Source organism: Ruegeria sp. CJ9, from assembly GCF_056536625.1.
The window spans coordinates 197,285-218,284 of sequence record NZ_JBQFPY010000001.1 but is presented as its reverse complement, the minus strand read 5'-3'; the positions used below and the strand labels follow the sequence as shown (position 1 = coordinate 218,284).

Genomic DNA, 21,000 nt, shown 5'->3' with positions numbered 1-21,000 from the left:
CTAACTACGACCGCGCTTTTCGAACCGCGGCAGCATGGCAGAGAAGTCCATGCCCAATCCGCCCTCAGACTCAACGAACTGTTCATAAAGCGCGGTTGCGGCCTGACCCATCGGCGTATCGGCATCCGAGCTTTCGGCGGCTTGTTGGCTTAGACGCAGGTCTTTCAGCATCAATTCAGCGGCGAAACCGGGTTGGTAATTGTTGTCTGCTGGGCTTTCCGGCCCCACGCCGGGCGCGGGACAATAGGCGTTCATGGTCCAGCTATAGCCCGAGGATGTGCTGACCACATCAAACATCTTTTGCCTGTCCAGGCCCAGTTTATCTGCCAGGGCAAAAGCTTCGCACGTGGCAATCATGGTGACACCGAGGATCATGTTATTGCAGATCTTGGCAGCCTGACCGGCGCCGGATTCACCGCAATGAACGGCTTTTTGACCCATGATATCGAACAGTGGCGCGGCTTTCGCAAATGCGGCATCGCTGCCACCTGCCATGAAAGTCAAAGTGCCAGCCGCTGCGCCGCCGATACCACCCGAAACAGGGGCATCTACCGCCAGAATTCCAGCCTGTTTTGCCTGATCCGCGACGGCGCGGGCGCTGTCGACATCGACGGTTGAACAATCGATCCACACAGACCCGGATTGCATTGCAGGGATGATCTCATCTCCGACAGCGCGCAAGATTTTTCCGTTTGGCAGCATGGTGATGACGATATCGGCGTTTGCGGCAGCTTCGGCACCCGAACCGGTCATGGCAACACCAGAGACGCTGACCTCGGCCATGTCAAAACCAGTCACCTCATGCCCGGCTTTTGCCAGATTGGCGGCCATTGGATTGCCCATGTTGCCCAGACCGATAAACCCGATTTTCATCTCTCAAACCTCCTCAAATGTCAGCATGTCTTTGCCCAGTGGCTGCAGCATTTTCGACACCGCCACCGCTGGTACGGATTGGTCGGCAAACCGCCATTGTGGATTACGGTCCTTGTCGATGATCTGGGCGCGAATTCCTTCCAGAAAGTCGCCATGCTCCATCGCGCGGAACGTATAGCGGTATTCCAGTTCCAACGCCTTGCGCAGCGTCAGGCTGGGCCCCCGTAGGCGATGCAACGCTTCGATCGTACAAGCCATCGACAGCGGCGAATTGCGGCCCATCAGCGTCAGCGCGTCCGCAGCCATTGCGTCGTTGGAATGGGTCAATGCGTTTAGGACATCGCCCAGGCTTTCCCCGGCGAATAGGGCTTCGATAACGGAGTGCTGTTGTTCCAACGTGCTTTCGGGCGGCGGCGTGGAATGTTTTGCAATCAGTTCGGCATCACCCGAAGCCTCGAGCATCTCGATTAAGGCTGACCAATCCGATATCGGGATGAAGTGGTCGGCAAAACCGGCAAAGACGGCGTCTCCGGGGCCCATGCGATGACCGGTTGTGCCTAGGTATTCGCCTAGACGACCGGGGGCCAGCGCCAGCATCAATGTGCTGCCCACATCCGGCAAAAGCCCAATCGAACATTCCGGCAGAGCAATCTTCGAGCTTTCCCCAACGATCCGGTGGCTGCCATGGCATCCAATGCCCACGCCACCGCCCATGGTGAAACCCTGAAGAAAGCTGATGACCGGTTTGGGGTATTCGAAGATCAGCGCATTCAGCCGGTATTCATCGCGCCAGAAGGTACGTCCAAAATCGAAATCCCCCTTGCTGCCTGACGCGTAAAGGTCGGCGATATCGCCGCCCGCACAAAAGGCCTTGTCGCCTTCGGCGTCCATGACGACCAGATCCACGGCATCATCTTCGCGCCAGTTGCGCAGGGCCGTGTCGATGGCCATGCACATATCATAGGTCATCGCGTTCAGGGCCTTTGGTCGGGTCAGGGTGATGCGCCCGGCGCGACCAGTGATGCGGATGTCGATGTCTGGCATGAGTTCCTCAGTGTTCGGCAAGCATTTGACGAGCGACGATGACCCGCATGATTTCATTGGTGCCTTCCAGAATCTGGTGAACGCGCAGATCACGCACCAGTTTTTCGATGCCATAATCGGCCAGATAACCATAGCCACCGTGCAATTGCAGGCATTGGTCGACAACTTTCGATCCAGTCTCGGTCACAAATTTCTTGGCCATGGCGCAAAACTTGGTGGCATCGGGCGTGCCCTGATCCAACTTCCAGGCGGCCTGCCGCAGGAAGGTACGTGCGGCTTGCAGTTCGATCTCCATATCCGCCAGCCGGAATTGTAGCGCCTGAAACTGGTCGATCGATTGGCCGAATGCCTTGCGTTCAGACATGTATTGCAAGGTCATGTTGAGCCCGGACTGGGCAGCCCCCAGGGAACAAGAGGCGATATTGAGCCGCCCGCCATCCAGACCTTTCATCGCATATTTAAACCCATCCCCTTCGGTGCCCACCAGATTTCCGGCCGGGATGTGGCAGTCATCGAATTGCACCTGCGCTGTCGGCTGGCTTTTCCAACCCATCTTTTGTTCCAGCGCGCCAAAGCTGAGGCCCGGCGTGCCGTCCTCGACATAAACCGTTGAAATGCCCTTTGGCCCATCCTGGCCGGTGCGCACCATGCAGACATAGGCATCAGAGTAACCACCACCCGAGATAAAGGCCTTGGTGCCGTTCAGCGTATAGCCCTCATTCGTGCGATCCGCGCGGGTTTTCAGTGCAGCTGCGTCCGAGCCTGATCCGGGTTCCGTCAGGCAATAGCTGAGGATGGTATTGAGGCTTAGCACATCCGGCATGATGCGGGATTTCAGATCGTCGCTTCCGAAACTGTCCAACATTTTGGCGCACATGTTGTGGATCGACAGAAAGGCCGCGACGGAAGGGCAAGCCATTGACAGCGCTTCGAACACCAATGTCGCGTCCAGACGGGTAAGGCCGGACCCGCCGCCGTCTTCCGAGACATAAAGCCCGCCGAACCCCAACTCGCCGATTTGCGGCCAAAGGTCTTTGGGTATGGTTCCGTCAGCCTCCCACTGGCGTGCGTTCGGGGCGATCTTGTCCTGCCCGAAATCATACGCCATGTCGAAGATTGCGGTTTGCTCTTCTGTCAGTGCGAAATCCAAGGCTTGCCTCCCACGCTGCCGAATGAATTGAACGACTGTTTATTTCCGAATTCTTACAGAAATTTTGCACGGCCAGCAATCGGCAGCGGCATTAAAGATCGTGATGAAATTCTTCGATCAGGTGCTGCACGACGGCTTTGCCGGGATCATCGCCGCGTGCTGCAGCTTCGGCATGGACGCGGCGCTGTCGGGTGGCCGACGTGCCGGTCTGTGCGATTTGCTGCAGGCGCGCCAGCTCGGTCATGGTGCCTAGTGCCTCGGCGTCTTCAGCCAGCATTCCCATCAGTTCACCCATCAACTCGGGCATGGGTTTTATTGAACGGTCGCCAAAGTCGATCAGACCTTCGCCCACGCCGTAGCGCTGCGCGCGCCAACGGTTTTCGCTGATCAGGAACTGATCGTAATGCCGCCAGCGCAGATTGCGGTCCTTCAGGCGGCACAGCATGCGGGTCAACGCCTGGACCAGGGCCGCCAACGATAGTGTGTGCTCTAACCGTGGCTGCACATCCATGATGCGCGTTTCCAGCGTGGGAAATCGGTGTGACGGGCGCAGATCCCACCAGATTTTTGTCGTGTCTTCGATCACGCCAAGTTCGACCAGAATACCGGTAGTGCGTTCATAATCCGACCAGCTGGCCAAAACCGGCGGCAAACCCGTGCGCGGCAGGTTGTCAAAAACGGTCAGGCGATAAGATGACAGGCCAGTGTCCTCTCCATTCCAGTAGGGGGACGACGTCGACAGGGCCAACAGATGCGGCAGGAAGTAGGACAGCTGAGGCATCAGGTCAGCGCGCATGGCAGGGTCTTCGACACCTACATGAACGTGCATCCCGCAGATCAACATGCGCCGGGCCACGCCACCAAGGGCATGTTGCAGCGCGTCATAGCGATCCTTGCGGGTGTGGTGCTGTTTCTTCCAGTCGGCAAACGGGTGGCAGGACACGGCAATTGGCGCGAGGTTGTATTCTGCAGCCCGGCCCGCAACGCATGAACGCAGGCGTTTCAAGTCTTCTCGGGCTGACTTGACTGTTGAATGTGGCCGGGTGCCGACTTCGATCTGGCATTGCAGGAATTCGGGGCTGACCTGTCCTTCGAAATCCGCTTGGCAAGCCTCCATCAGGGCGGTGGGCGCTTGCGCAAGTTGCAGGCTGTCGCGATCAACCAGCAAATACTCTTCTTCTATGCCCAGCGTGAATTCCTGCTGCATGGCGACCCTCGTACTACTAATCCGACCAGTGAATACGGAAATTTCTGTTTTGCCAAGCGTTTGGGGTGGCTCATCTTGCACAAGCCCGGCCCGCACGGGTATGGAACACGCGAACCGCAAATTGGAGCCGTCCGTGAAACCCAGAAAATTCCCACAGATCAATGCAGCCCTTGATGAGTTGGGGGTGAAGCTCGTCGATAAGGTCACGGAACTGGACGAGCGTGCGCGGCTTGAGGCGTTTGAAAGGGCAGGCGGATTGACCCGCCCGGCCTATGCCTTGTCGCCGGGGATGGAGGGATTTGATATCACCGAGCTGGTTGCAGAATATGGTCAGCACGCTGCCGCACTGGAGGCGTTGAAAGACCCTGCGCGCAATCAAACCGGCTATCGCCAGGGCAATGGATATTACGACAGCCCGGATGCTGACGCCTTGTACCTGATGGTCCGGCGGTTCGCACCCAAACGCGTGATTGAGGTCGGCTGCGGCAATTCAACCCGCGTCACCCGGCAGGCCGTCATCGACGGCGGTTTTGATACGCAGATCATTGCGATTGATCCGTATCCACGGGCGGATATCGCGCATGTCGTCGATCACTTTGAACAGAAGCGGCTGGAAGAGGTCGATCCGGCGCTGTTCGATCAGCTTGAAGCAGGTGACGTTCTGTTCATCGATTCCAGCCACGTCGTACGGATGAGCAACGACGTGGCACATCTGTTCTGCCGCATCATTCCCGCGCTAAAGCCGGGTGTGGTGATTCACGTACATGATGTTTTTCTGCCCTTCGAGTACCCCAAGCGGTTCTTCTATGATTGCCCCGGATGGGGAGAGCAGTACATCCTGCATGCTTTGTTGCAATCTGGCGCGTATTCATTGCTTTGGCCGGGGTACTTCCTGCAACAGGATCGTCCTGATGCGGTTGAAGCATTGCCGTTTCTCAAAGACGGGCGCGCGCAGAGTATCTGGGTTCAAATCAAAGAAAAGTGATCCGGGCTGGCTGAACCTCCGTAACCCTTTTCATAACAAGCTGGAGAGGAGATAACAGCCATGTTTCGCCGCACATTCATGGGCGCCGCCGCCGCACTTGCACTTGCACTGCCCGTCAAGGCACAAGCTGCCGACATCGTGGACACCGCCGTTTCGGCCGGATCGTTCAACACTCTGGTCGCCGCTGTGCAGGCCGCAGGTCTGGTTGACACGTTAAAAGGTGATGGACCGTTCACCGTTTTTGCACCCACAGACGAAGCTTTTGCCGCGTTGCCTGAAGGCACGGTTGAAACGCTGCTATTGCCGGAAAATAAGGATCAACTGGTCGAGATTTTGACCTATCACGTGGTCCCGGCCAAGGTGATGTCAGGTGATATTGCCGGCAAACGCGCCAAGGTTCGCACGGTACAGGGCGACCAGCTGAGCGTGAACGCCAAAAAAGGCGTCAAGGTCAATGATGCCAAGGTTGTTCAGGCCGACATTGAAGCCAGCAATGGCGTGATCCATGTAATCGATGCGGTGATCCTGCCGGAATAACGACCCCCGCTAAGTAGAAAGCCCCGGTCCTGGTGGTCGGGGCTTTTTTTGTCAAACCAGTCTGACCTGAGTTCCAACCTGGACCAGAGGGTACAGTTCCTCAACGTGCTGGTTGTAAAGGCCGATACACCCTGACGAGCTTTGGCGGCCAATCTTGCGCGTGTCATGGGTGCCATGCACCAGATAAGCGGGCCAGCCCAGATACATGGCGCGAGTTCCCAACGGGTTGCCGGGATCGCCACCTTCCATGCGTACGGGCAGGGACGGATCACGTTCACGCATAGACGCGGTTGGAGTCCAGCTTGGATTTTCAGTCTTGCGCTTGACCTCGGTATAGCCGCGCTTGGTAAGCTCTTCGCTCATCGGAACTGAGCTGGGGTACAGCTTATACGTTCCGTCCGGTCCCCAGTAATGCACTGCTCGGCTAGTGATATCGGCCAGCAGGCAGCCGACACCCAGCTCATCGAAGTGGTCTTGCCAGTTCTGCTGTGAGAACGATGACACATTGCGGCGTACTGGCAATTGCGTGCTGATGGCCTCTTCATCAACCGGGAAGGCATCAGAGCTTTGAGCGCGCACCAAGGCGGGCGTCGCCAAAAGAGAAGCTGCGCCCAACAGGGCAGAGCGGCGGGTCATGTACGGATTTGACAAAGCGGCCTCCGGTATTCGTACTGCTCGAAACTAGGAAATTGGCAACAAACTATTGTCGCTGTAGTTGCTTTTCCAGTGCCAGAGCTGTGAATTTATCGTGAAGCCGGGATTTTCTTATCCACTGTGGCAATACTTCGCCAAAAAATACCGGCCCGTTGGGGGCCGGTATTGGTGATAGGCGGTTTTACGGATGCAGATCAGTCCATCGCTTTGAAGTTGAACTCGCCACCTTCTTTGATGCCCGACGGCCATCGCGAGGTCACGGTTTTGGTGCGGGTGTAGAACTTGAAGCTGTCTGGGCCGTGCTGGTTCAGGTCACCAAACATGGACTTTTTCCAACCACCAAAGGTGTGATAGGCCAGCGGAACCGGGATCGGAACGTTGACGCCGACCATGCCGATGTTGACACGGCTCGCAAAGTCACGCGCGGTATCGCCATCGCGGGTGTAGATCGCGGTACCATTGCCATATTCATGGTCCATCGCCAATTTCAGCGCTTCTTCATACGAACCTGCGCGAACGGTAGACAGAACTGGGCCAAAGATTTCTTGGGTGTATATGTCCATGTCGGGTGTGACATGGTCGAAGAGGTGCGGGCCAACAAAGAAGCCGTCTTCATATCCCTGCAAGCTGAAATCGCGGTTGTCGACGACCAGCTTTGCACCTTGTTCAACACCCGAGTTAATCAGGCCAAGAATACGCTCTTTGGCGGCACCGGTTACAACCGGTCCCATATCAACATCGTCCCCGGCGGTGTAGGGGCCAACCTTCAGTTTCTCGACACGCGGGATCAGTTTCTCGATCAACGCGTCGGCGGTCTCTTCGCCTACGGGTACAGCAACCGAAATTGCCATGCAGCGTTCGCCAGCTGCTCCGAAACCAGCTCCGACCAGCGCGTCGGCGGCTTGATCCAGATCGGCATCCGGCATGATGATCATATGGTTCTTCGCACCGCCAAAGCATTGTGCACGCTTCCCGTTTGCGGTTGCGCGGGAATAGATATATTGCGCGATCGGTGTTGAACCGACAAAGCTGACGCCTTGAATGATTTCGCTGTCAAGCAGAGTGTCGACCGCTTCCTTATCGCCGTTCACGACCTGGAATACGCCCTTGGGAAGGCCAGCTTCGACGAACAGTTCTGCCAGCATCAGCGGCACGGAAGGATCGCGCTCGGACGGTTTCAGTACCACCGCGTTGCCGCAGGCCAAAGCCGGGCCGACATGCCACAGAGGCATCATGGCCGGGAAGTTGAACGGCATGATCGAGGCGACAACACCCAAAGGCTGGCGCATCGAATACATGTCAATGCCGGGACCTGCGCTGTCGGTAAACTCACCCTTCAGCATCTGCGGTGCGCCGATGCAGTATTCGATAACTTCCAGACCGCGCTGAAGGTCACCCTTGGCATCGGGGATGGTTTTGCCGTGCTCGCGGCTCAGCGCTTCGGCCAGTTTGTCCATGTCGCGGTTCATCAAGCCAACCATTGCCATCATCACGCGGGCACGTTTCTGGGGGTTCGTTGCTCCCCATTTAGGCTGAGCAGCAGCGGCATCGGCAATCGCAGCTTCGGTTTCGGCAACACTGGCCATCGGGCAATGGGCCTGAACCTCGCCGGTGGCGGGGTTGAACACGTCGGCGAAACGGCCAGATGTACCTTCTACATTCTCGCCGTTGATATAGTGGGTCAGGTTCTGCATGACAAATTCCTTCCGGGTAGACCTGCCGGCAAAATAGACTTGCAAAAATTTGGTGAACAGAGGCAATGTTTCAAAATTGCTTTGCAAAAATGCAAAAGGGAAAATATGAATCCGAACTGGGATGATATGCGGGTTTTCCTGGCCGTCGCGCGCGAGGAAAGCCTGTCATCGGCGGGCCGTATCCTCAAGATTGATCCTGCAACTGTAGGGCGGCGCATTGCGCGGCTTGAGACAACATTGGATGCGCTGTTGTTTACGAAGTCGCAACAGGGATACATCCTGACCGCCGCAGGTGAACGCCTGTTGGACCACGGTTTGCAGGCCGAAGAGGCGATGCGCGCGGCGGCTGGTGTGGTCACTGGGTCAACCAAATCCCTCAGTGGGCAGATACGGATTGGTGCGCCCGATGGCAGCGCCAATTACCTGTTGCCTCAGGTTTGTGCGAAAATCAGTGATGCCAACCCTGATCTGGACATCCAAATCCTGGCGCTGCCAAGGATCATAAACCTATCCCGACGCGAGGCCGACATGGCCGTAACTGTCAGCGCGCCCACAGCAGGAAGGTTGCTGGTCAAGAAGATCAGCGATTATAAGCTGCATATGGTGGCCACGCAGGATTATCTGGATCGCCATGCGCCTATTGGTTCAGTCAACGATCTTAAGGGGCACCGCCTGATTGGTTACATCCCGGATATGATCTTTGACCGAGAGCTGGACTATCTCAACGATATCGGCGTTGACCGTGTCGCACTTGCATCGAATTCGGTCTCGGTTCAATTGCGACAGGTTTCGTTGGGTACCGGTGTTTGTGTTGCCCATGACTTTACTTTGCCGTTCCATCCAAACCTGCGGAAAATCTTGACGGATCAAGTGGGTTTGACGCGAAGCTTCTATCTTGTCCGGCATCAGGGCGATCAGCGCAACGAACGGTTAAACCGCTTTGCGGAGGCTTTAACGCAAGGCATCCGTGACGAAGTTGCGCGGCTTGAAGCCGATGCCAACGCTTGACAGGTCGACACAATCGCGCAACGCTTTGGATAAATTCATTATTCCGGAGGTGCTTTCATGCTCGTTCAGGGCATTCTAAAATCCAAGGCGACAGACAGCGTCGTGACGGTCGAGCCTTCGATGACTGTGTCGGAGGCTGCGAAAATCCTTGCGGAAAAGCGCATTGGTACCGTCATCGTTTCCGAAGATGGTGGTCAGACGGCAGCCGGCATTCTGTCTGAACGCGATATCGTTCGTGAATTGGCTGCCAGTGGCAGCGGATGTTTGACGCAGCCGGTCAGCTCTTACATGACAAAGGATCTGATCACCACCACACGACAGGCCACGGTACAAGATATCATGGCCCGCATGACCGAAGGCCGCTTTCGCCACATGCCCGTGGTCGAAGAAGGTAAGCTGATAGGCATTGTGACCCTGGGCGATGTGGTCAAGGCGCAATTGGCCGAGCTGGCGATGGAAAAGGATGCCCTTCAAGGTATGATTATGGGTCACTGACGGGGCTGGTTGCGATAGCAACCTCTTGCGCCGACAGCAAAGTTATGTTTGCTGACGCAGAATTTCCAGAACGCAGGAGAGCGTGATGCGGGTTGGTCTATACCCCGGAACCTTTGACCCGATAACTCTGGGCCATATTGACATTATCCGGCGCGCCTCGGCTTTGGTCGACAAGCTGGTGATCGGAGTAGCGATCAACCGCGATAAGGGACCGTTGTTTTCTCTGGAAGAGCGCGTGGCCATGATCGAGGCGGAATGTGCGCTGTTGTCTGAACAAACCGGAACCGAAATTGTCGCTCATCCGTTCGAAAACCTTCTGATCGATTGCGCCCGCGATGTGGGTGCACAAATCATTGTTCGCGGGCTGCGGGCCGTGGCGGATTTCGAGTATGAATTCCAGATGGTCGGAATGAACCGTGCTTTGGACGATTCAATCGAAACCGTCTTTCTAATGGCCGAAGCACGGCATCAGGCTATCGCATCGAAACTGGTTAAGGAAATCGCGCGCCTGAACGGGGACGTGTCGAAATTCGTGACGCCCCGCGTTCATACTGCATTGCGCGAAAGGTTAGGCTAACGCGCCCATCGCGGCGGCTGTGTCCAGCATCCGGTTCGAAAAGCCCCACTCATTGTCATACCAGGCCAGAACGCGCACCAATGTGCCGTCGGTGACTTTGGTCTCGGCCAATGACACGGTCGAGCTATGAGAATCGTGGTTGAAATCCATCGACACCAATGGGCGGCTTTCGGCGGCCAGAACGCCCGGTATTTTGGCGGCGGCTTCGACGAACAGCGCGTTGACCTCTTCTTCGCTGGTGGGGCGCGATACTTCGGCCACCAGATCGACAACAGACACGTTGGGCGTCGGAACACGGATGGCCTGACCGGTCAGCTTGCCTGCCAATTGCGGCAGGACAAGACCGACAGCCGCTGCGGCACCCGTGGTGGTCGGGATCATCGACAAAGCCGCAGCGCGCGACAGATAGGGGTCTTTACCCGCGGCATCGTGAACTGGCTGGCTGGCGGTATACGCATGGACCGTGGTCATGTTGCCATGGACGATGCCAAGCCCGGCATCCAGCGCGGCGGCAACTGGCGACAAGCAGTTGGTGGTACATGAAGCATTCGAAACAACGGTATCCCCTGCTGTCAGCTCATGCTCATTCACACCATAGACGATTGTTTTGACGGCACCTTCGCCCCGCGCAGGTGCAGAGATCAGGACTTTCTTGGCACCGTTTTTCAGGTGACGTTCAGCCGCTTCGCGGGTGCGGAAAACGCCTGTGCATTCCAGAACTACGTCGATATCGGACCAATCCAGCGCTTCGGGGTCGCGCTCGCTGGACAGACGAATGGGGCCTGCGCCAACGTCCAGGCCTTCGTCGGTCAATGTCACCTTGTTGGAATAACGGCCATGTACGCTGTCGAACTCGAACAGATGCGCGTTCATCTCGGGTTTGGCCAAATCGTTGATGGTAACAATTTCTACATCTGTGCGTCCCGATTCCATCACTGCACGCAGAACTCCGCGTCCGATCCGACCAAATCCGTTGATTGCCAGCTTGAGTGTCATGTTCCGCTCCGTCCGAATTTCGACTTTAGTAAAGTTAGCGCTAACAAAGCCAGATGAGCGGAAAAGTCAAGCAAAACCTCTGTCAGCGCCAGAAAGCCAGCCAATCCAGAAAGGCGTAAAGCTTTTTCCCGAGGAAAACTAAATGTTCGGGTCCAAAGATGGCGTAGTCCAGAATCAACCCTCCAAGGATCAAGAGGCCAAGCCAGATAGCGATTTGGTTGGTCATAGCGGCCCCGAACGAAAATGCCCGCCCAGATAACCTGAGCGGGCAAAAATGTTCAAGATTTCAAACCGGTCTTAGTTAAGCCGACCCATGGCAACGGCGACATCGGCCATGCGAACCGAGAAGCCCCATTCGTTGTCGTACCAGGCCAGAACCCGGACAAGGCGACCGTCTACAACGCGGGTTTGTTCCGGCGCAAAGATCGAGCTTTCTTCGGTGTGGTTGAAATCGGTCGAAACCAGCGGCGCGGGTTCATAACCCAGAACGCGCTGCATCGGGCCAAGCGCGGCTTCGCGAACGATTTCATTGACCTCTTCGACAGTCACTTCGCGCGATGAGCGGAAAGTCAGGTCCACCGCCGACACGTTCGGGGTAGGTACGCGGATGGCGGAACCGTCCAGACGGCCTTTCAGGTTCGGCAGAACCTCACCCAGTGCTTTCGCAGCTCCGGTCGATGTCGGGATCATCGACATGGCAGCGGCACGGGCGCGATACAGATCGCTGTGACGGCGATCCAGGGTCGGCTGGTCGCCAGTATAGGCGTGGATCGTGGTCATGATGCCGTTTTCGATGCCGACACCTTCGTCCAGAACCTTGGCAAGCGGAGCAAGGCAGTTCGTGGTGCAAGACCCATTCGAGACCATGTTGTCGTTGGCGGTCAGCGTGTTGTGGTTCACACCAAACACGATAGTTTTGTCGACGTTCTTGCCCGGTGCGGACAACAGAACCTTGCCGGCGCCACGCTCGAGGTGCGTTTTCGCCTTGGTGCCGTCATTGAATTTGCCGGTGCATTCCAGAACGACGTCGCAGCCTTCCCAATCCAGCTCGTTCATGTCGTAGGTCGAGAACATCTCCATCGGGCCGCGGCCCAGATCCATGGTGTTGCCATTGATGGCGATGTCGCGCGGAAACCGTCCATGAACGCTGTCGTATTTCAGCAGATGAGCCGAAGTTTCCAGCGGCCCGGTCGCGTTGACCTTGATGACTTCGATATCGTTCCGGCCTGACGCAGCGATATGCGACAGGGTGCAGCGGCCGATGCGGCCAAAACCATTGATGCCGACCTTTATGGTCATGTGACGTCTCCAAATGCGCTTGCCTTGCAGGCCATATAGCCGCGATTGGTGAATCTCAAAAGAGCAAAAGCGGCATATTTTTAATGTGTTAGCGCAAACTTCGTACGATTGCGCTAACGCTTGCACTGGCTGTAAGATTGGGTAGGTTCCTGAGGCGGCAGGTGACAGGAAAGGTAGCGCGATGAGCGGTCTTTTGGCTCTTTTGGATGACGTGGCGGGGATCGCCAAGGTTGCAGCGGCGTCGGTGGACGACGTGGTGGCGGCGGCGGGAAAGGCCGGGGCCAAGACGGCAGGGGTGATTATTGACGATGCAGCCGTCACTCCGAAATACGTTCAGGGTTTTGCGCCTGCGCGCGAGTTGCCAATCATCTGGCGGATTGCGCGTGGATCGGTATTCAACAAGATCGTGCTGTTGCTGCCTGTGGCCCTTTTGCTGGCCAATTTTGCGCCCTGGCTTATTACGCCGCTGCTTATGATCGGTGGGTCTTACTTATGCTTCGAGGGGGCTGAAAAGATATTTCATGTTCTGTTTCCACATGGCAGCCATGCCATTGATGAAGACATGAACGTGCGCGACCCTGGTCATCTAGAGGAGCAGAAAGTCAAAGGTGCGATCAAAACGGATTTCATCCTGTCCGCCGAAATCATGACCATCGCACTGGCCGCGATCGAGGCGCCGAATCTGTGGATGCAGGCGGCGACTCTGGCGGTTGTGGGCATCGGGGTGACGGTGGCCGTCTATGGCTCGGTCGCGTTGATCGTGAAGATGGATGATGTCGGATTGTTTCTGGCAAACAATGCCCCGACACCTGTCGGGCGCGGGCTGGGGCGTGGATTGGTCAAGGCAATGCCCGGTGTGATGAAGACCCTGTCTATTGTTGGAACCGCGGCGATGCTGTGGGTCGGCGGATCGATCATCATTCATGGGATGGAAGTTCTGGGCTTCGGCTGGCTGGGCCATCACATCCACGACTGGGCATATGCGATTGGGCATTCCGTGTCAGACGGCTGGGTAGGGGCTGTCGAATGGATTTCCAAAGCAGCAATGGATGGTGTGTTTGGTCTGGCGTGGGGCTTTGTTCTGATCCCTGTAGCCACCAAGGTGATCGGGCCATTGCTATCAAAGAAGGCCGCAACACATTGAAATAAAATAAAAAGGGCGGTTGATGCCGCCCTTTGCCTTATGCTTCGTGTGCTGGATTACAGTCCCAGCAATTTCTTGACCTTAGCAACGGTCGCCTCGGCAGTGATGCCAAAATGCTTGTACAGCTCATTCGCTGGAGCGGACGCGCCGAAGCTGGACATACCGATGAAGCCGGCCTTGGCTTCGCGGCCACGCTCACCCAATAGCCAGCGATCCCAGCCACCGGCGCGAACGGCGGCTTCGATACCGACGCGGACCGGACCACCGGGTAGAACGCGCTTGCGATAGGCTTCGTCCTGCTGTGCGAACAACTCCATACAGGGCATGGACACGACGCGAGTACCAATGCCTTCAGCCTCAAGCATCGCTTTGGCTTCCATAGCCAAAGAAACCTCGGAACCCGTTGCGATCAGGATGGCCTGACGTTTGCCTTCGGCATCAGCCAGCACATATGCACCTTGCGCGGTCAGGTTCTTGGCTTTGTGTTCCGTGCGTACGGTCGGAACGCCCTGACGGGTCAGCGACAGAACGGAGGGGCTGTCCTTGAACGTCAGTGCTAGTTCCCACGCTTCGGCGGTTTCCACAGAATCTGCGGGGCGGAACACATAGGTGTTCGGGGTCGCGCGCGAGATTGCCAGATGCTCGACCGGCTGGTGGGTCGGGCCGTCTTCGCCCAGACCGATTGAGTCGTGGGTCATTACAAAGACGCTGGGAACTTTCATAAGCGCCGCCAGGCGCATGGACGGGCGGGCATAGTCGGTGAATGCCATGAACGTGCCGCCATAAGGGCGAATGCCGCCGTGCAGGGCCATACCGTTCATTGCTGCAGCCATACCGTGTTCGCGGATTCCGTAATGGATGTAACGACCTTTACGATTTTCCGGCAGGAAGACACCCATATCAGCTGATTTGGTGTTGTTCGACCCGGTCAGGTCAGCCGAACCGCCCACGGTTTCGGTCATGATCGGGTTCACGACATTCAGAACCTTTTCGGACGACGCCCGAGTTGCCAGTTTCGGCTGATCTTCCGAGATCTGCTTTTTGAACGCGCGGATCGCACCGGCCAGTTTTTTGGGCGCTTCAAACGCATAGGCGCGGTTGAATTCGGCTTGCTTGCGTTCGGACAACTGCGCGAAACGTTCTTCCCAAGCCGTACGCTCGGCGACGCCGCGGGAACCGATGGCCTCCCATGCGGATTTCACTTCGGCGGGTACATGGAACGCGTCATGCGGCCAGCCATAGCCTTCTTTCGCAGCCTTCAGTTGGTCCTGATCGGTCAGCGCACCGTGACCTTTCGAGGTATCCTGAGCTGCGTGACCCAAAGCGATGTGGCTTTCGCAGGCAATCATGGTCGGTTTATTCGACTTCTTCGCCTGTACGATGGCTGTGTCGATGGCTTGCGGATCATGCCCGTCAATCTCGATCACGTGCCAGCCCGAGGCTGCGAAACGGCGCACCTGATCGGTGCGATCAGCCATATCGACGGTGCCGTCGATTGTGATGTTGTTGTTGTCCCAGAAGACGATCAGCTTGCTCAGCTCATGACGACCGGCCAAGGTGATTGCCTCTTGGCTGACGCCTTCCATCAGGCAGCCGTCGCCGGCGATCACATAGGTATAGTGATCCACAACCTTCTTGCCGTAATGCGCGCGCTGGATTTCTTCGGCCATGGCAAAGCCCACAGCGTTCGAGATGCCTTGGCCCAGCGGGCCGGTCGTGGTTTCGATGCCATCAACCAGGAAGTTCTCCGGGTGACCGGCTGTCTTTGCACCCAACTGGCGGAAGTTCTTGATTTCCTCAAGGGTCACGTCGCCGTGGCCGGTCAAATACAGCAGCGAATAGATCAGCATCGAACCGTGTCCCGCCGACAGGATAAACCGGTCGCGGTCAGGCCAATTCGGGGCCGAGGCGTCGAATTTCAGGTGCTTTTCGAACAGCACGGTCGCAACGTCGGCCATGCCCATCGGCATACCGGAATGGCCGGAATTGGCGGCGGCGACGGCGTCAAGGGTCAGGGTGCGGATGGCCGCAGCTTTGTCCCAGTGTTCGGGGTTTGCATTGCGCAGCGCAGTCAGGTCCACGGGCGTTGTTCCTTTGGATTACAGGCAGATGTGGCGCTCAATACCATCCAGCCTCCAAAGTGCAAGTAGAACCGGGATTTCTGATGAGGTAGTGGTTCAAGAAAGCTGCCCAAGTTGTTGAAAGCAAACAGTGGGTATTTTCCGCCTCGTTAGGTTAGACTAGGGCAAGACGTGGATGATATTGATTCGGACTATCCGCGATACAAGGAACCTTGGTTAAGAGGTGGCAGGGGCATGAGCCAGATCGAAGAATTACATCGCCGTATTGTTGCTGCAATGGATCGGATAGGGACCGGCGTCGATACGCTGCGGGATACGTCTCCGGTCAGCGGTGGTGCAGATGACGCTCTGCGGACGGCATTGGATGATGAACGTGTCGCCAATGCGCAGTTGGAAGAACGTCTGAAATCGCTGAAAGAGCGCCACGAACTAGAAGTCGACGCCATGCGTTCGGACATGGAACGGCTGCGGACCACGCCCGTTGAAAGCCCGGAAAACGGGGCATTGCGCGAGCAATTGGCAGAGGCGCAGGCAAAACTGGCCTCGGTTGAGGCCGCCCGCGCCGAGTTGGCCGCGGCTAAGGCCGCGCTGGAAAATCAGGATGAGGTTGAGGCGCTAAAGGCCGAAAATGCACAGCTCAAGGCCGCCGCGGCTGCGACACGGGGTGTCGAAGCCGAAAACGCGCGCCTGCGGTCTGAACTGGCGGACAGCGAACGCGTCGCCGAGTTGAGCGCCGAGCTGGATATGTTGCGCGCTGAGCGATCCAGTCACGGGGCGGCGATGTCCCGTCTGGATGACGATCTGCAACGCATGCGCAAGGCGAATGAACAGTTGCGGCAATCGGTGGATGAACTGCGCGCCGCCGCCGAAGACGGCGTACCGGATGCTGATCTGCTTAACCGCGCAACAGTGGCCGAACTTGAGGCGACGCGAGCCGCACAAGCAACCGACGCTGCCGAAGCGCACGCCGTTCTGGCGCGGTTAGAGCCGTTGCTGTCGAAGGCGAAACTGGCAGAAGGAGAGGTTGAATAATGCCCGAATTGACTATTCAAATCGGTGGCCGCGGCTTTGATGTCTCGTGCCAGGAGGGGGAAGAGGCGTTCCTGCATTCGGCTGCCAAACTGCTGGATGACGAGGCGCAAGTTTTGTCCGATCAGATCGGGCGCATGCCAGAATCACGGATGCTGCTGATGGCCGGGCTGATGCTGGCCGACAAGGCCGCCGGAACCGATGACAAGATCAAGGTGCTCGAGGCAAAGCTGGCCGAGGTTGAGACCGAGCTTCGAACCCTCAGAAACATGCCACAGCCCGAGCCTGAGCGTATCGAGGTGGCCGTGGTACCTCCGTCAGTGACGGACACGCTGGCGGAAATAGCCGCGCGGGCCGAAGCCTTGGCATCCGTGATCGAGGAGAAGTCAGCGGGATGAACTCTGTAAAGACGGTCGCCTTCGCCGTGGCATTTGCTTTGCCCGGTGGCTTGGCTTGGGCTGAGATCGACATTCTGCCAGTGACATTCACATGCCAGAACGGCGTGCCATTGGAAGTGGCCTATTTCAACGCGCCGGACGGGTCGAGTGCAGCAGCAATGATGGTAGACAACCAATTGGTCACTCTGCGTCAGGTCCAAAGCGGTTCCGGCATACGCTATGAATCCAGCGGAGGGACAGGGACGTACATCCTGCGCTCAAAAGGATGGGACGCAACGGTGAGCTTTCTGGCGACAGGATCGGATGCCGCCAGTGAGCAGGTCATTCTGGATAATTGCGTCAGCCGCTGATCAAGCGTTTGCTTCGCGGATCTTGTCGGCTGCTTCTTTGTTGTAGCCGACACCGTTGTCGTCAAACAGCGTGTCCAACTCGCCAGAAAGGGTCATCTCGGTGATGATATCGCAGCCACCAACGAACTCGCCTTTGACGTACAGCTGAGGCACGGTCGGCCAGTCGGAATAATCCTTGATGCCCTGACGCACGTCTTCATCGGCCAGAACGTTCACGTCAGTGAAATCCACACCCATGTAGTTCAGTACACCGGCCACACGGGACGAAAACCCGCACTGCGGCATCTCTTTGGTGCCTTTCATATACAGCACCACGTCGTTGGCTTTGACGGTTTCGTCGATCTGGGTCTTAACGTCGGTCATCTTGCTTGTCCTCTTCACCCGAAGTCCGGGCAGTCGTTTCATTTTGCGCGGGGTCCGGCCCCCATCCTTCTTCCTCTAGCCGCCGATGTTCGGCCTGTGCCAGAGACAGCGGGTCCAGCCCGTATCTTTCTATGCCGCCAACCTTGCTGATTTTGTCCGGGTCCGGACGCATATCAGCGAGCTTACGTTTCCGATTGCGCTTCACATAGGCTTCGATCAGCGCGGCGGCAACTATCAATGCTGCGAGTACACCTATCCAGAATAGCCAACCGTTCATTTTTTCGGGGACATTGCTTTAGTATATTGCTGAGGATCTCGAGGTATCGGCATTGCACTAACGCCACCGCCTTTACCCGTGTCTGTTGTAGACGCAACTAAGCTTGCGTTCTGGCTGGGTGTTGCGCCGCGTTTCTGTTTGTATCGGGATTTGCCGAAAGTTGATTTCAGAATCAACACGAAACCGGCACATGCCAGTAAACCGCAAATCGTGTAAATCCAGAACGTGATCGTCATTCAGGCACTTTCGTCGTCAGCGCCAACGCGTGTAATTCTCCGTCCGGGCCGTCCATTTTGCCTTTCAACGCAGCATAGACCGCGCGTTGTTGCTGCACCCGGTTTTTCCCGCGAAAGCTTTCGTCCACGACCATGGCGGACATATGCACGCCGTCATGCCCGCCGACCTGAATTTCCGCATCCGGAAAGGCTTCGCGCAGCAAGTGTTCGATTTCGTGGGTGCTCATCGGCATGTAGGTAACTCCTGAAGGTCTTTCCCAAGATGTAGAGCGCCGGGGCGGGGCGTGCAAGGGTGTGATGGTTGGCTTGAAACGACAAAACCTGCGCCGGTGTGGGCACAGGTTTTGCGAATAAGTTCCAAGCTATGATTAGGCCACAGCGGCGGCAAAGCTGTCGCGGAATGTGTCGGTCAACTCGGCCAGAGGGGCCTCGGAATTGCCGACCTTGACGGCGTCACCAGTAAAGCGACCGACCGAGACCAGTGGAACACCGGCCTGACCTGCTGCGATCATCAACGCCTCGGCCTGGTCAAAGTTGCAGGCAACCAGATATCGGGCCTGATCTTCGCCAAACAAAAACTCGGTCGAGGCTTCGTCGAGGTGAACGCCAACGCCTGCGGCTTCGGCCAGTTCGAAAGCCGCCAAGGCCAGACCACCATCACCCAGATCGGTGCAGGCTTTGATCATCTCGCGATTGGCGCGGATAAACTCACCATTGCGCTTTTCGGCGTCGAGATCGACATGCGGCGCGTCGCCGTCTTCGCGGTTGAACACTTCGGCCAGAAGGGCCGACTGACCCAGATGCCCATTTGTTTCGCCGATGACCAGCGCGACGTGGCCTTCGCGGACCTCGTTACCGATGATTTCGTCGGTGTGGTCCAACAGGCCAACCGCGCCAATGGTCGGGGTAGGCAGGATCGCTTGACCGTCGGTCTCATTATACAGCGACACGTTGCCCGACACGATGGGCATGTCCAGCGCGGCGACCGCAGCGCCGATACCCTGAATTGCGCCAACAAACTGGCCCATGATCTCGGGCTTTTCGGGGTTTCCGAAATTCAGGTTGTCGGTGGTGGCCAGTGGTTTTGCCCCAACGGCAGTCAGGTTGCGGTACGCTTCGGCGACGGCCTGCTTGCCACCCTCAACCGGGTTGGCGCGCACATAGCGGGGGGTGACATCGCTGGTGAAGGCCAATGCCTTGTCTGTGCCATGCACGCGAACCATGCCCGCACCCAGACCCGGCGTGCGCGCGGTGTCGGCCATGACCATGGTGTCGTATTGTTCGTACACCCATTGCTTGCCCGCATAGTTCGGCGAAGCGAGGAGGGCGCGCAGGCCGTCGATCGGGTCGATCTGCGGGACCTCGGCCAGTTCTTCGGCTTCGGGCGTAAGCTCCCACGGGCGGTCGTATTCCGGTGCGGTGGAAGACAGCTTCGACAGCACAAGATCGGCTTTAACCTCGCCGTTATGGACAATCAGGAAGCGATCTTCGGCGATGGTCTCGCCGACAATGGCAAAATCCAGATCCCATTTCTCGAACACGGCGCGGGCTTCGGCCTCAAGCTCAGGCTTCAGGACCATCAGCATGCGTTCCTGAGACTCAGACAGCATCATCTCGTACGCTGTCATATCCTCTTCGCGCTGAGGGACGTTCTCCAGATCGAGGCGCACGCCCAGACCACCTTTGTCGCCCATTTCAACGGCGGAACAGGTCAGACCAGCCGCACCCATGTCCTGAATCGAAATCACGGCACCGGTTCGCATCAATTCCAGCGTCGCCTCCATCAGGCGCTTTTCGGTGAAGGGGTCACCGACCTGAACGGTGGGACGTTTTTCCTCGATCGTGTCGTCGAACTCGGCCGAGGCCATGGTTGCACCACCAACCCCGTCGCGACCGGTTTTGGCACCCAGATAGACGACGGGCATGCCAACACCCGAGGCTGCCGAATAGAAAATCTTGTCACTGTCGGCCAGACCTGCGGCAAAGGCGTTCACAAGGCAGTTGCCGTTATAGGCGGGATGGAATCGAACTTCGCCGCCGACGCAGGGTACTCCGAAGCAGTTGCCATAGCCGCCGATGCCTTCGACAACGCCATTGACCAGCTGGCGGGTCTTGTGGTGGCCGGGCTCGCCAAAGGACAGTGCGTTCATTGACGCAATGGGACGCGCACCCATTGTAAAGACATCGCGCAAGATACCACCAACCCCGGTCGCCGCGCCCTGATAGGGTTCGATGTAAGATGGGTGGTTGTGGCTTTCCATCTTGAAAACAACCGCTTGCCCATCGCCAATATCAACGACACCGGCGTTCTCACCCGGACCGCAGATCACCTGCGGACCCGAAGTGGGCAGGGTGCGCAGCCACTTCTTCGAGGACTTGTACGAGCAATGCTCATTCCACATGGCGGAAAAGATGCCCAGCTCGGTGAAGGTCGGCTCGCGGCCGATGATCTCAAGGATCATGTCGTATTCGTCGGGCTTCAATCCGTGGGCGGCAATCAGATCCGGTGTGATGGCGGGCTCTTGCATCGTCTGTCCTGTTCTCAAGGTGGCCGAGATTGCGCGCCTTTTAGGGCAAGGGCGCGTCGGTGGAAAGGGTTAAGA

Annotated in this window: 23 protein-coding genes; 9 read left to right on the top strand and 14 right to left on the bottom strand. The window is 57.3% G+C overall.

Annotated features, from left to right (window positions below; genetic code table 11):
• From mmsB to ACR0AJ_RS01150, 4 genes are all read right to left on the bottom strand, one after another.
• The gene (gene mmsB, locus ACR0AJ_RS01165; RefSeq protein WP_170348574.1) at positions 1-873 is read right to left on the bottom strand and encodes a 3-hydroxyisobutyrate dehydrogenase; all 873 of its coding nucleotides are present in this window, start codon (positions 871-873) and stop codon (positions 1-3) included.
• Positions 874-876: 3 nt separating this feature from the next.
• Positions 877-1,917: an enoyl-CoA hydratase/isomerase family protein gene (locus tag ACR0AJ_RS01160; RefSeq protein WP_170348575.1), complete on the bottom strand. Its 1,041-nt coding sequence runs from the start codon at positions 1,915-1,917 to the stop codon at positions 877-879.
• A gap of 7 nt (positions 1,918-1,924) precedes the next feature.
• Positions 1,925-3,067: an acyl-CoA dehydrogenase family protein gene (locus ACR0AJ_RS01155; RefSeq protein ID WP_170358277.1), complete on the bottom strand. Its 1,143-nt coding sequence runs from the start codon at positions 3,065-3,067 to the stop codon at positions 1,925-1,927.
• Between the two features lie 91 nt (positions 3,068-3,158).
• Positions 3,159-4,274, bottom strand: a complete 1,116-nt coding sequence (locus tag ACR0AJ_RS01150; RefSeq protein ID WP_170358280.1) for a carboxylate-amine ligase — start codon at positions 4,272-4,274, stop codon at positions 3,159-3,161.
• Between the two features lie 133 nt (positions 4,275-4,407).
• On the opposite strand from ACR0AJ_RS01150, the gene ACR0AJ_RS01145 reads away from it, so the two are divergent.
• A complete protein-coding gene (locus tag ACR0AJ_RS01145; protein ID WP_170348578.1) occupies positions 4,408-5,259 on the top strand; it encodes a class I SAM-dependent methyltransferase in 852 nt (283 codons plus the stop codon).
• 60 nt (positions 5,260-5,319) lie between these two features.
• A complete protein-coding gene (locus ACR0AJ_RS01140; protein WP_170348579.1) occupies positions 5,320-5,796 on the top strand; it encodes a fasciclin domain-containing protein in 477 nt (158 codons plus the stop codon).
• 51 nt (positions 5,797-5,847) lie between these two features.
• On the opposite strand, the gene ACR0AJ_RS01135 is transcribed toward ACR0AJ_RS01140, so the two are convergent.
• Together ACR0AJ_RS01135 and ACR0AJ_RS01130 are read right to left on the bottom strand one after the other, a co-directional pair.
• The gene (locus ACR0AJ_RS01135) at positions 5,848-6,432 is read right to left on the bottom strand and encodes a L,D-transpeptidase (RefSeq protein ID WP_170349399.1); all 585 of its coding nucleotides are present in this window, start codon (positions 6,430-6,432) and stop codon (positions 5,848-5,850) included.
• 212 nt (positions 6,433-6,644) lie between these two features.
• Positions 6,645-8,144, bottom strand: coding sequence for a CoA-acylating methylmalonate-semialdehyde dehydrogenase (locus tag ACR0AJ_RS01130; protein WP_226688500.1), 1,500 nt, complete (start codon positions 8,142-8,144; stop codon positions 6,645-6,647).
• 105 nt (positions 8,145-8,249) lie between these two features.
• On the opposite strand from ACR0AJ_RS01130, the gene ACR0AJ_RS01125 reads away from it, so the two are divergent.
• The 3 genes from ACR0AJ_RS01125 (at position 8,250) to coaD (ending at position 10,224) form a co-directional block, all read left to right on the top strand.
• Positions 8,250-9,152, top strand: coding sequence for a LysR family transcriptional regulator (locus tag ACR0AJ_RS01125; RefSeq protein WP_170348581.1), 903 nt, complete (start codon positions 8,250-8,252; stop codon positions 9,150-9,152).
• Positions 9,153-9,209: 57 nt separating this feature from the next.
• Positions 9,210-9,647, top strand: coding sequence for a CBS domain-containing protein (locus ACR0AJ_RS01120; RefSeq protein ID WP_170358288.1), 438 nt, complete (start codon positions 9,210-9,212; stop codon positions 9,645-9,647).
• An 85-nt stretch (positions 9,648-9,732) separates the two neighbouring features.
• Positions 9,733-10,224: a pantetheine-phosphate adenylyltransferase gene (gene coaD, locus ACR0AJ_RS01115; protein ID WP_170348583.1), complete on the top strand. Its 492-nt coding sequence runs from the start codon at positions 9,733-9,735 to the stop codon at positions 10,222-10,224.
• On the opposite strand, the gene gap (ACR0AJ_RS01110) is transcribed toward coaD, so the two are convergent.
• From gap (ACR0AJ_RS01110) to gap (ACR0AJ_RS01100), 3 genes are all read right to left on the bottom strand, one after another.
• Entirely contained in the window at positions 10,216-11,220 is a 1,005-nt protein-coding gene (gene gap, locus ACR0AJ_RS01110) for a type I glyceraldehyde-3-phosphate dehydrogenase (protein WP_170348584.1), read from the bottom strand. The two genes, coaD and gap (ACR0AJ_RS01110), sit on opposite strands and share 9 nt — an antisense overlap.
• An 82-nt stretch (positions 11,221-11,302) precedes the next feature.
• On the bottom strand, positions 11,303-11,446 hold the full coding sequence (locus tag ACR0AJ_RS01105; protein WP_170348585.1) for a hypothetical protein: 144 nt from the start codon (positions 11,444-11,446) through the stop codon (positions 11,303-11,305).
• Between the two features lie 71 nt (positions 11,447-11,517).
• Complete coding sequence (gene gap / locus ACR0AJ_RS01100; protein WP_170348586.1) at positions 11,518-12,519, bottom strand: type I glyceraldehyde-3-phosphate dehydrogenase; 1,002 nt, start codon at positions 12,517-12,519, stop codon at positions 11,518-11,520.
• 181 nt (positions 12,520-12,700) lie between these two features.
• Between gap (ACR0AJ_RS01100) and ACR0AJ_RS01095 the strand changes: the two genes are divergently transcribed.
• On the top strand, positions 12,701-13,663 hold the full coding sequence (locus tag ACR0AJ_RS01095) for a DUF808 domain-containing protein (protein ID WP_480646553.1): 963 nt from the start codon (positions 12,701-12,703) through the stop codon (positions 13,661-13,663).
• Between the two features lie 56 nt (positions 13,664-13,719).
• On the opposite strand, the gene tkt is transcribed toward ACR0AJ_RS01095, so the two are convergent.
• Positions 13,720-15,744, bottom strand: coding sequence for a transketolase (gene tkt, locus ACR0AJ_RS01090; RefSeq protein WP_480661996.1), 2,025 nt, complete (start codon positions 15,742-15,744; stop codon positions 13,720-13,722).
• A 234-nt stretch (positions 15,745-15,978) separates the two neighbouring features.
• Between tkt and ACR0AJ_RS01085 the strand changes: the two genes are divergently transcribed.
• Genes ACR0AJ_RS01085 through ACR0AJ_RS01075 form a run of 3 tightly spaced genes read left to right on the top strand, consistent with a single transcriptional unit; the run spans position 15,979 to position 17,521 of the window.
• Positions 15,979-16,776 (top strand): hypothetical protein, encoded by a 798-nt coding sequence (locus tag ACR0AJ_RS01085; RefSeq protein WP_425080703.1) that lies wholly within the window; start codon positions 15,979-15,981, stop codon positions 16,774-16,776.
• Positions 16,776-17,171 carry a cell division protein ZapA gene (locus ACR0AJ_RS01080; protein WP_170409699.1) on the top strand — a complete coding sequence of 132 codons (396 nt, stop codon included), beginning with the start codon at positions 16,776-16,778 and terminating at the stop codon, positions 17,169-17,171. Before ACR0AJ_RS01085 ends, ACR0AJ_RS01080 begins: the two co-directional genes overlap by 1 nt.
• The gene (locus tag ACR0AJ_RS01075; protein ID WP_170409702.1) at positions 17,168-17,521 is read left to right on the top strand and encodes an MliC family protein; all 354 of its coding nucleotides are present in this window, start codon (positions 17,168-17,170) and stop codon (positions 17,519-17,521) included. Before ACR0AJ_RS01080 ends, ACR0AJ_RS01075 begins: the two co-directional genes overlap by 4 nt.
• Here ACR0AJ_RS01075 and grxD read toward each other — a convergent pair whose 3' ends face one another.
• From grxD to purL, 4 genes are all read right to left on the bottom strand, one after another.
• Positions 17,522-17,884 carry a Grx4 family monothiol glutaredoxin gene (gene grxD / locus ACR0AJ_RS01070; RefSeq protein ID WP_170409703.1) on the bottom strand — a complete coding sequence of 121 codons (363 nt, stop codon included), beginning with the start codon at positions 17,882-17,884 and terminating at the stop codon, positions 17,522-17,524.
• Entirely contained in the window at positions 17,871-18,161 is a 291-nt protein-coding gene (locus tag ACR0AJ_RS01065) for a hypothetical protein (protein WP_170409705.1), read from the bottom strand. The genes grxD and ACR0AJ_RS01065 overlap by 14 nt, the downstream gene beginning before the upstream one ends.
• Before the next feature lie 232 nt (positions 18,162-18,393).
• Complete coding sequence (locus tag ACR0AJ_RS01060) at positions 18,394-18,630, bottom strand: BolA/IbaG family iron-sulfur metabolism protein (protein WP_170348594.1); 237 nt, start codon at positions 18,628-18,630, stop codon at positions 18,394-18,396.
• A gap of 135 nt (positions 18,631-18,765) precedes the next feature.
• Positions 18,766-20,925: a phosphoribosylformylglycinamidine synthase subunit PurL gene (gene purL / locus ACR0AJ_RS01055; RefSeq protein WP_170409707.1), complete on the bottom strand. Its 2,160-nt coding sequence runs from the start codon at positions 20,923-20,925 to the stop codon at positions 18,766-18,768.
• Positions 20,926-21,000 lie beyond the last annotated feature (75 nt).

Excerpts from the sequence above, each read along its gene's own strand:
- ACR0AJ_RS01105 (WP_170348585.1), bottom strand. The coding sequence starts at position 11,446 with ATGACCAACCAAATCGCTATCTGGCTTGGCCTCTTGATCCTTGGAGGG.
- gap (WP_170348586.1), bottom strand. The coding sequence starts at position 12,519 with ATGACCATAAAGGTCGGCATCAATGGTTTTGGCCGCATCGGCCGCTGC.
- ACR0AJ_RS01085 (WP_425080703.1), top strand. The coding sequence starts at position 15,979 with ATGAGCCAGATCGAAGAATTACATCGCCGTATTGTTGCTGCAATGGAT.
- ACR0AJ_RS01125 (WP_170348581.1), top strand. The coding sequence starts at position 8,250 with ATGAATCCGAACTGGGATGATATGCGGGTTTTCCTGGCCGTCGCGCGC.
- ACR0AJ_RS01075 (WP_170409702.1), top strand. The coding sequence starts at position 17,168 with ATGAACTCTGTAAAGACGGTCGCCTTCGCCGTGGCATTTGCTTTGCCC.
- ACR0AJ_RS01150 (WP_170358280.1), bottom strand. The coding sequence starts at position 4,274 with ATGCAGCAGGAATTCACGCTGGGCATAGAAGAAGAGTATTTGCTGGTT.
- gap (WP_170348584.1), bottom strand. The coding sequence starts at position 11,220 with ATGACACTCAAGCTGGCAATCAACGGATTTGGTCGGATCGGACGCGGA.
- ACR0AJ_RS01095 (WP_480646553.1), top strand. The coding sequence starts at position 12,701 with ATGAGCGGTCTTTTGGCTCTTTTGGATGACGTGGCGGGGATCGCCAAG.
- ACR0AJ_RS01080 (WP_170409699.1), top strand. The coding sequence starts at position 16,776 with ATGCCCGAATTGACTATTCAAATCGGTGGCCGCGGCTTTGATGTCTCG.
- ACR0AJ_RS01130 (WP_226688500.1), bottom strand. The coding sequence starts at position 8,144 with ATGCAGAACCTGACCCACTATATCAACGGCGAGAATGTAGAAGGTACA.
- ACR0AJ_RS01065 (WP_170409705.1), bottom strand. The coding sequence starts at position 18,161 with ATGAACGGTTGGCTATTCTGGATAGGTGTACTCGCAGCATTGATAGTT.
- ACR0AJ_RS01140 (WP_170348579.1), top strand. The coding sequence starts at position 5,320 with ATGTTTCGCCGCACATTCATGGGCGCCGCCGCCGCACTTGCACTTGCA.
- mmsB (WP_170348574.1), bottom strand. The coding sequence starts at position 873 with ATGAAAATCGGGTTTATCGGTCTGGGCAACATGGGCAATCCAATGGCC.
- coaD (WP_170348583.1), top strand. The coding sequence starts at position 9,733 with ATGCGGGTTGGTCTATACCCCGGAACCTTTGACCCGATAACTCTGGGC.
- ACR0AJ_RS01120 (WP_170358288.1), top strand. The coding sequence starts at position 9,210 with ATGCTCGTTCAGGGCATTCTAAAATCCAAGGCGACAGACAGCGTCGTG.
- purL (WP_170409707.1), bottom strand. The coding sequence starts at position 20,925 with ATGCAAGAGCCCGCCATCACACCGGATCTGATTGCCGCCCACGGATTG.
- ACR0AJ_RS01060 (WP_170348594.1), bottom strand. The coding sequence starts at position 18,630 with ATGCCGATGAGCACCCACGAAATCGAACACTTGCTGCGCGAAGCCTTT.
- ACR0AJ_RS01160 (WP_170348575.1), bottom strand. The coding sequence starts at position 1,917 with ATGCCAGACATCGACATCCGCATCACTGGTCGCGCCGGGCGCATCACC.
- ACR0AJ_RS01135 (WP_170349399.1), bottom strand. The coding sequence starts at position 6,432 with ATGACCCGCCGCTCTGCCCTGTTGGGCGCAGCTTCTCTTTTGGCGACG.
- grxD (WP_170409703.1), bottom strand. The coding sequence starts at position 17,884 with ATGACCGACGTTAAGACCCAGATCGACGAAACCGTCAAAGCCAACGAC.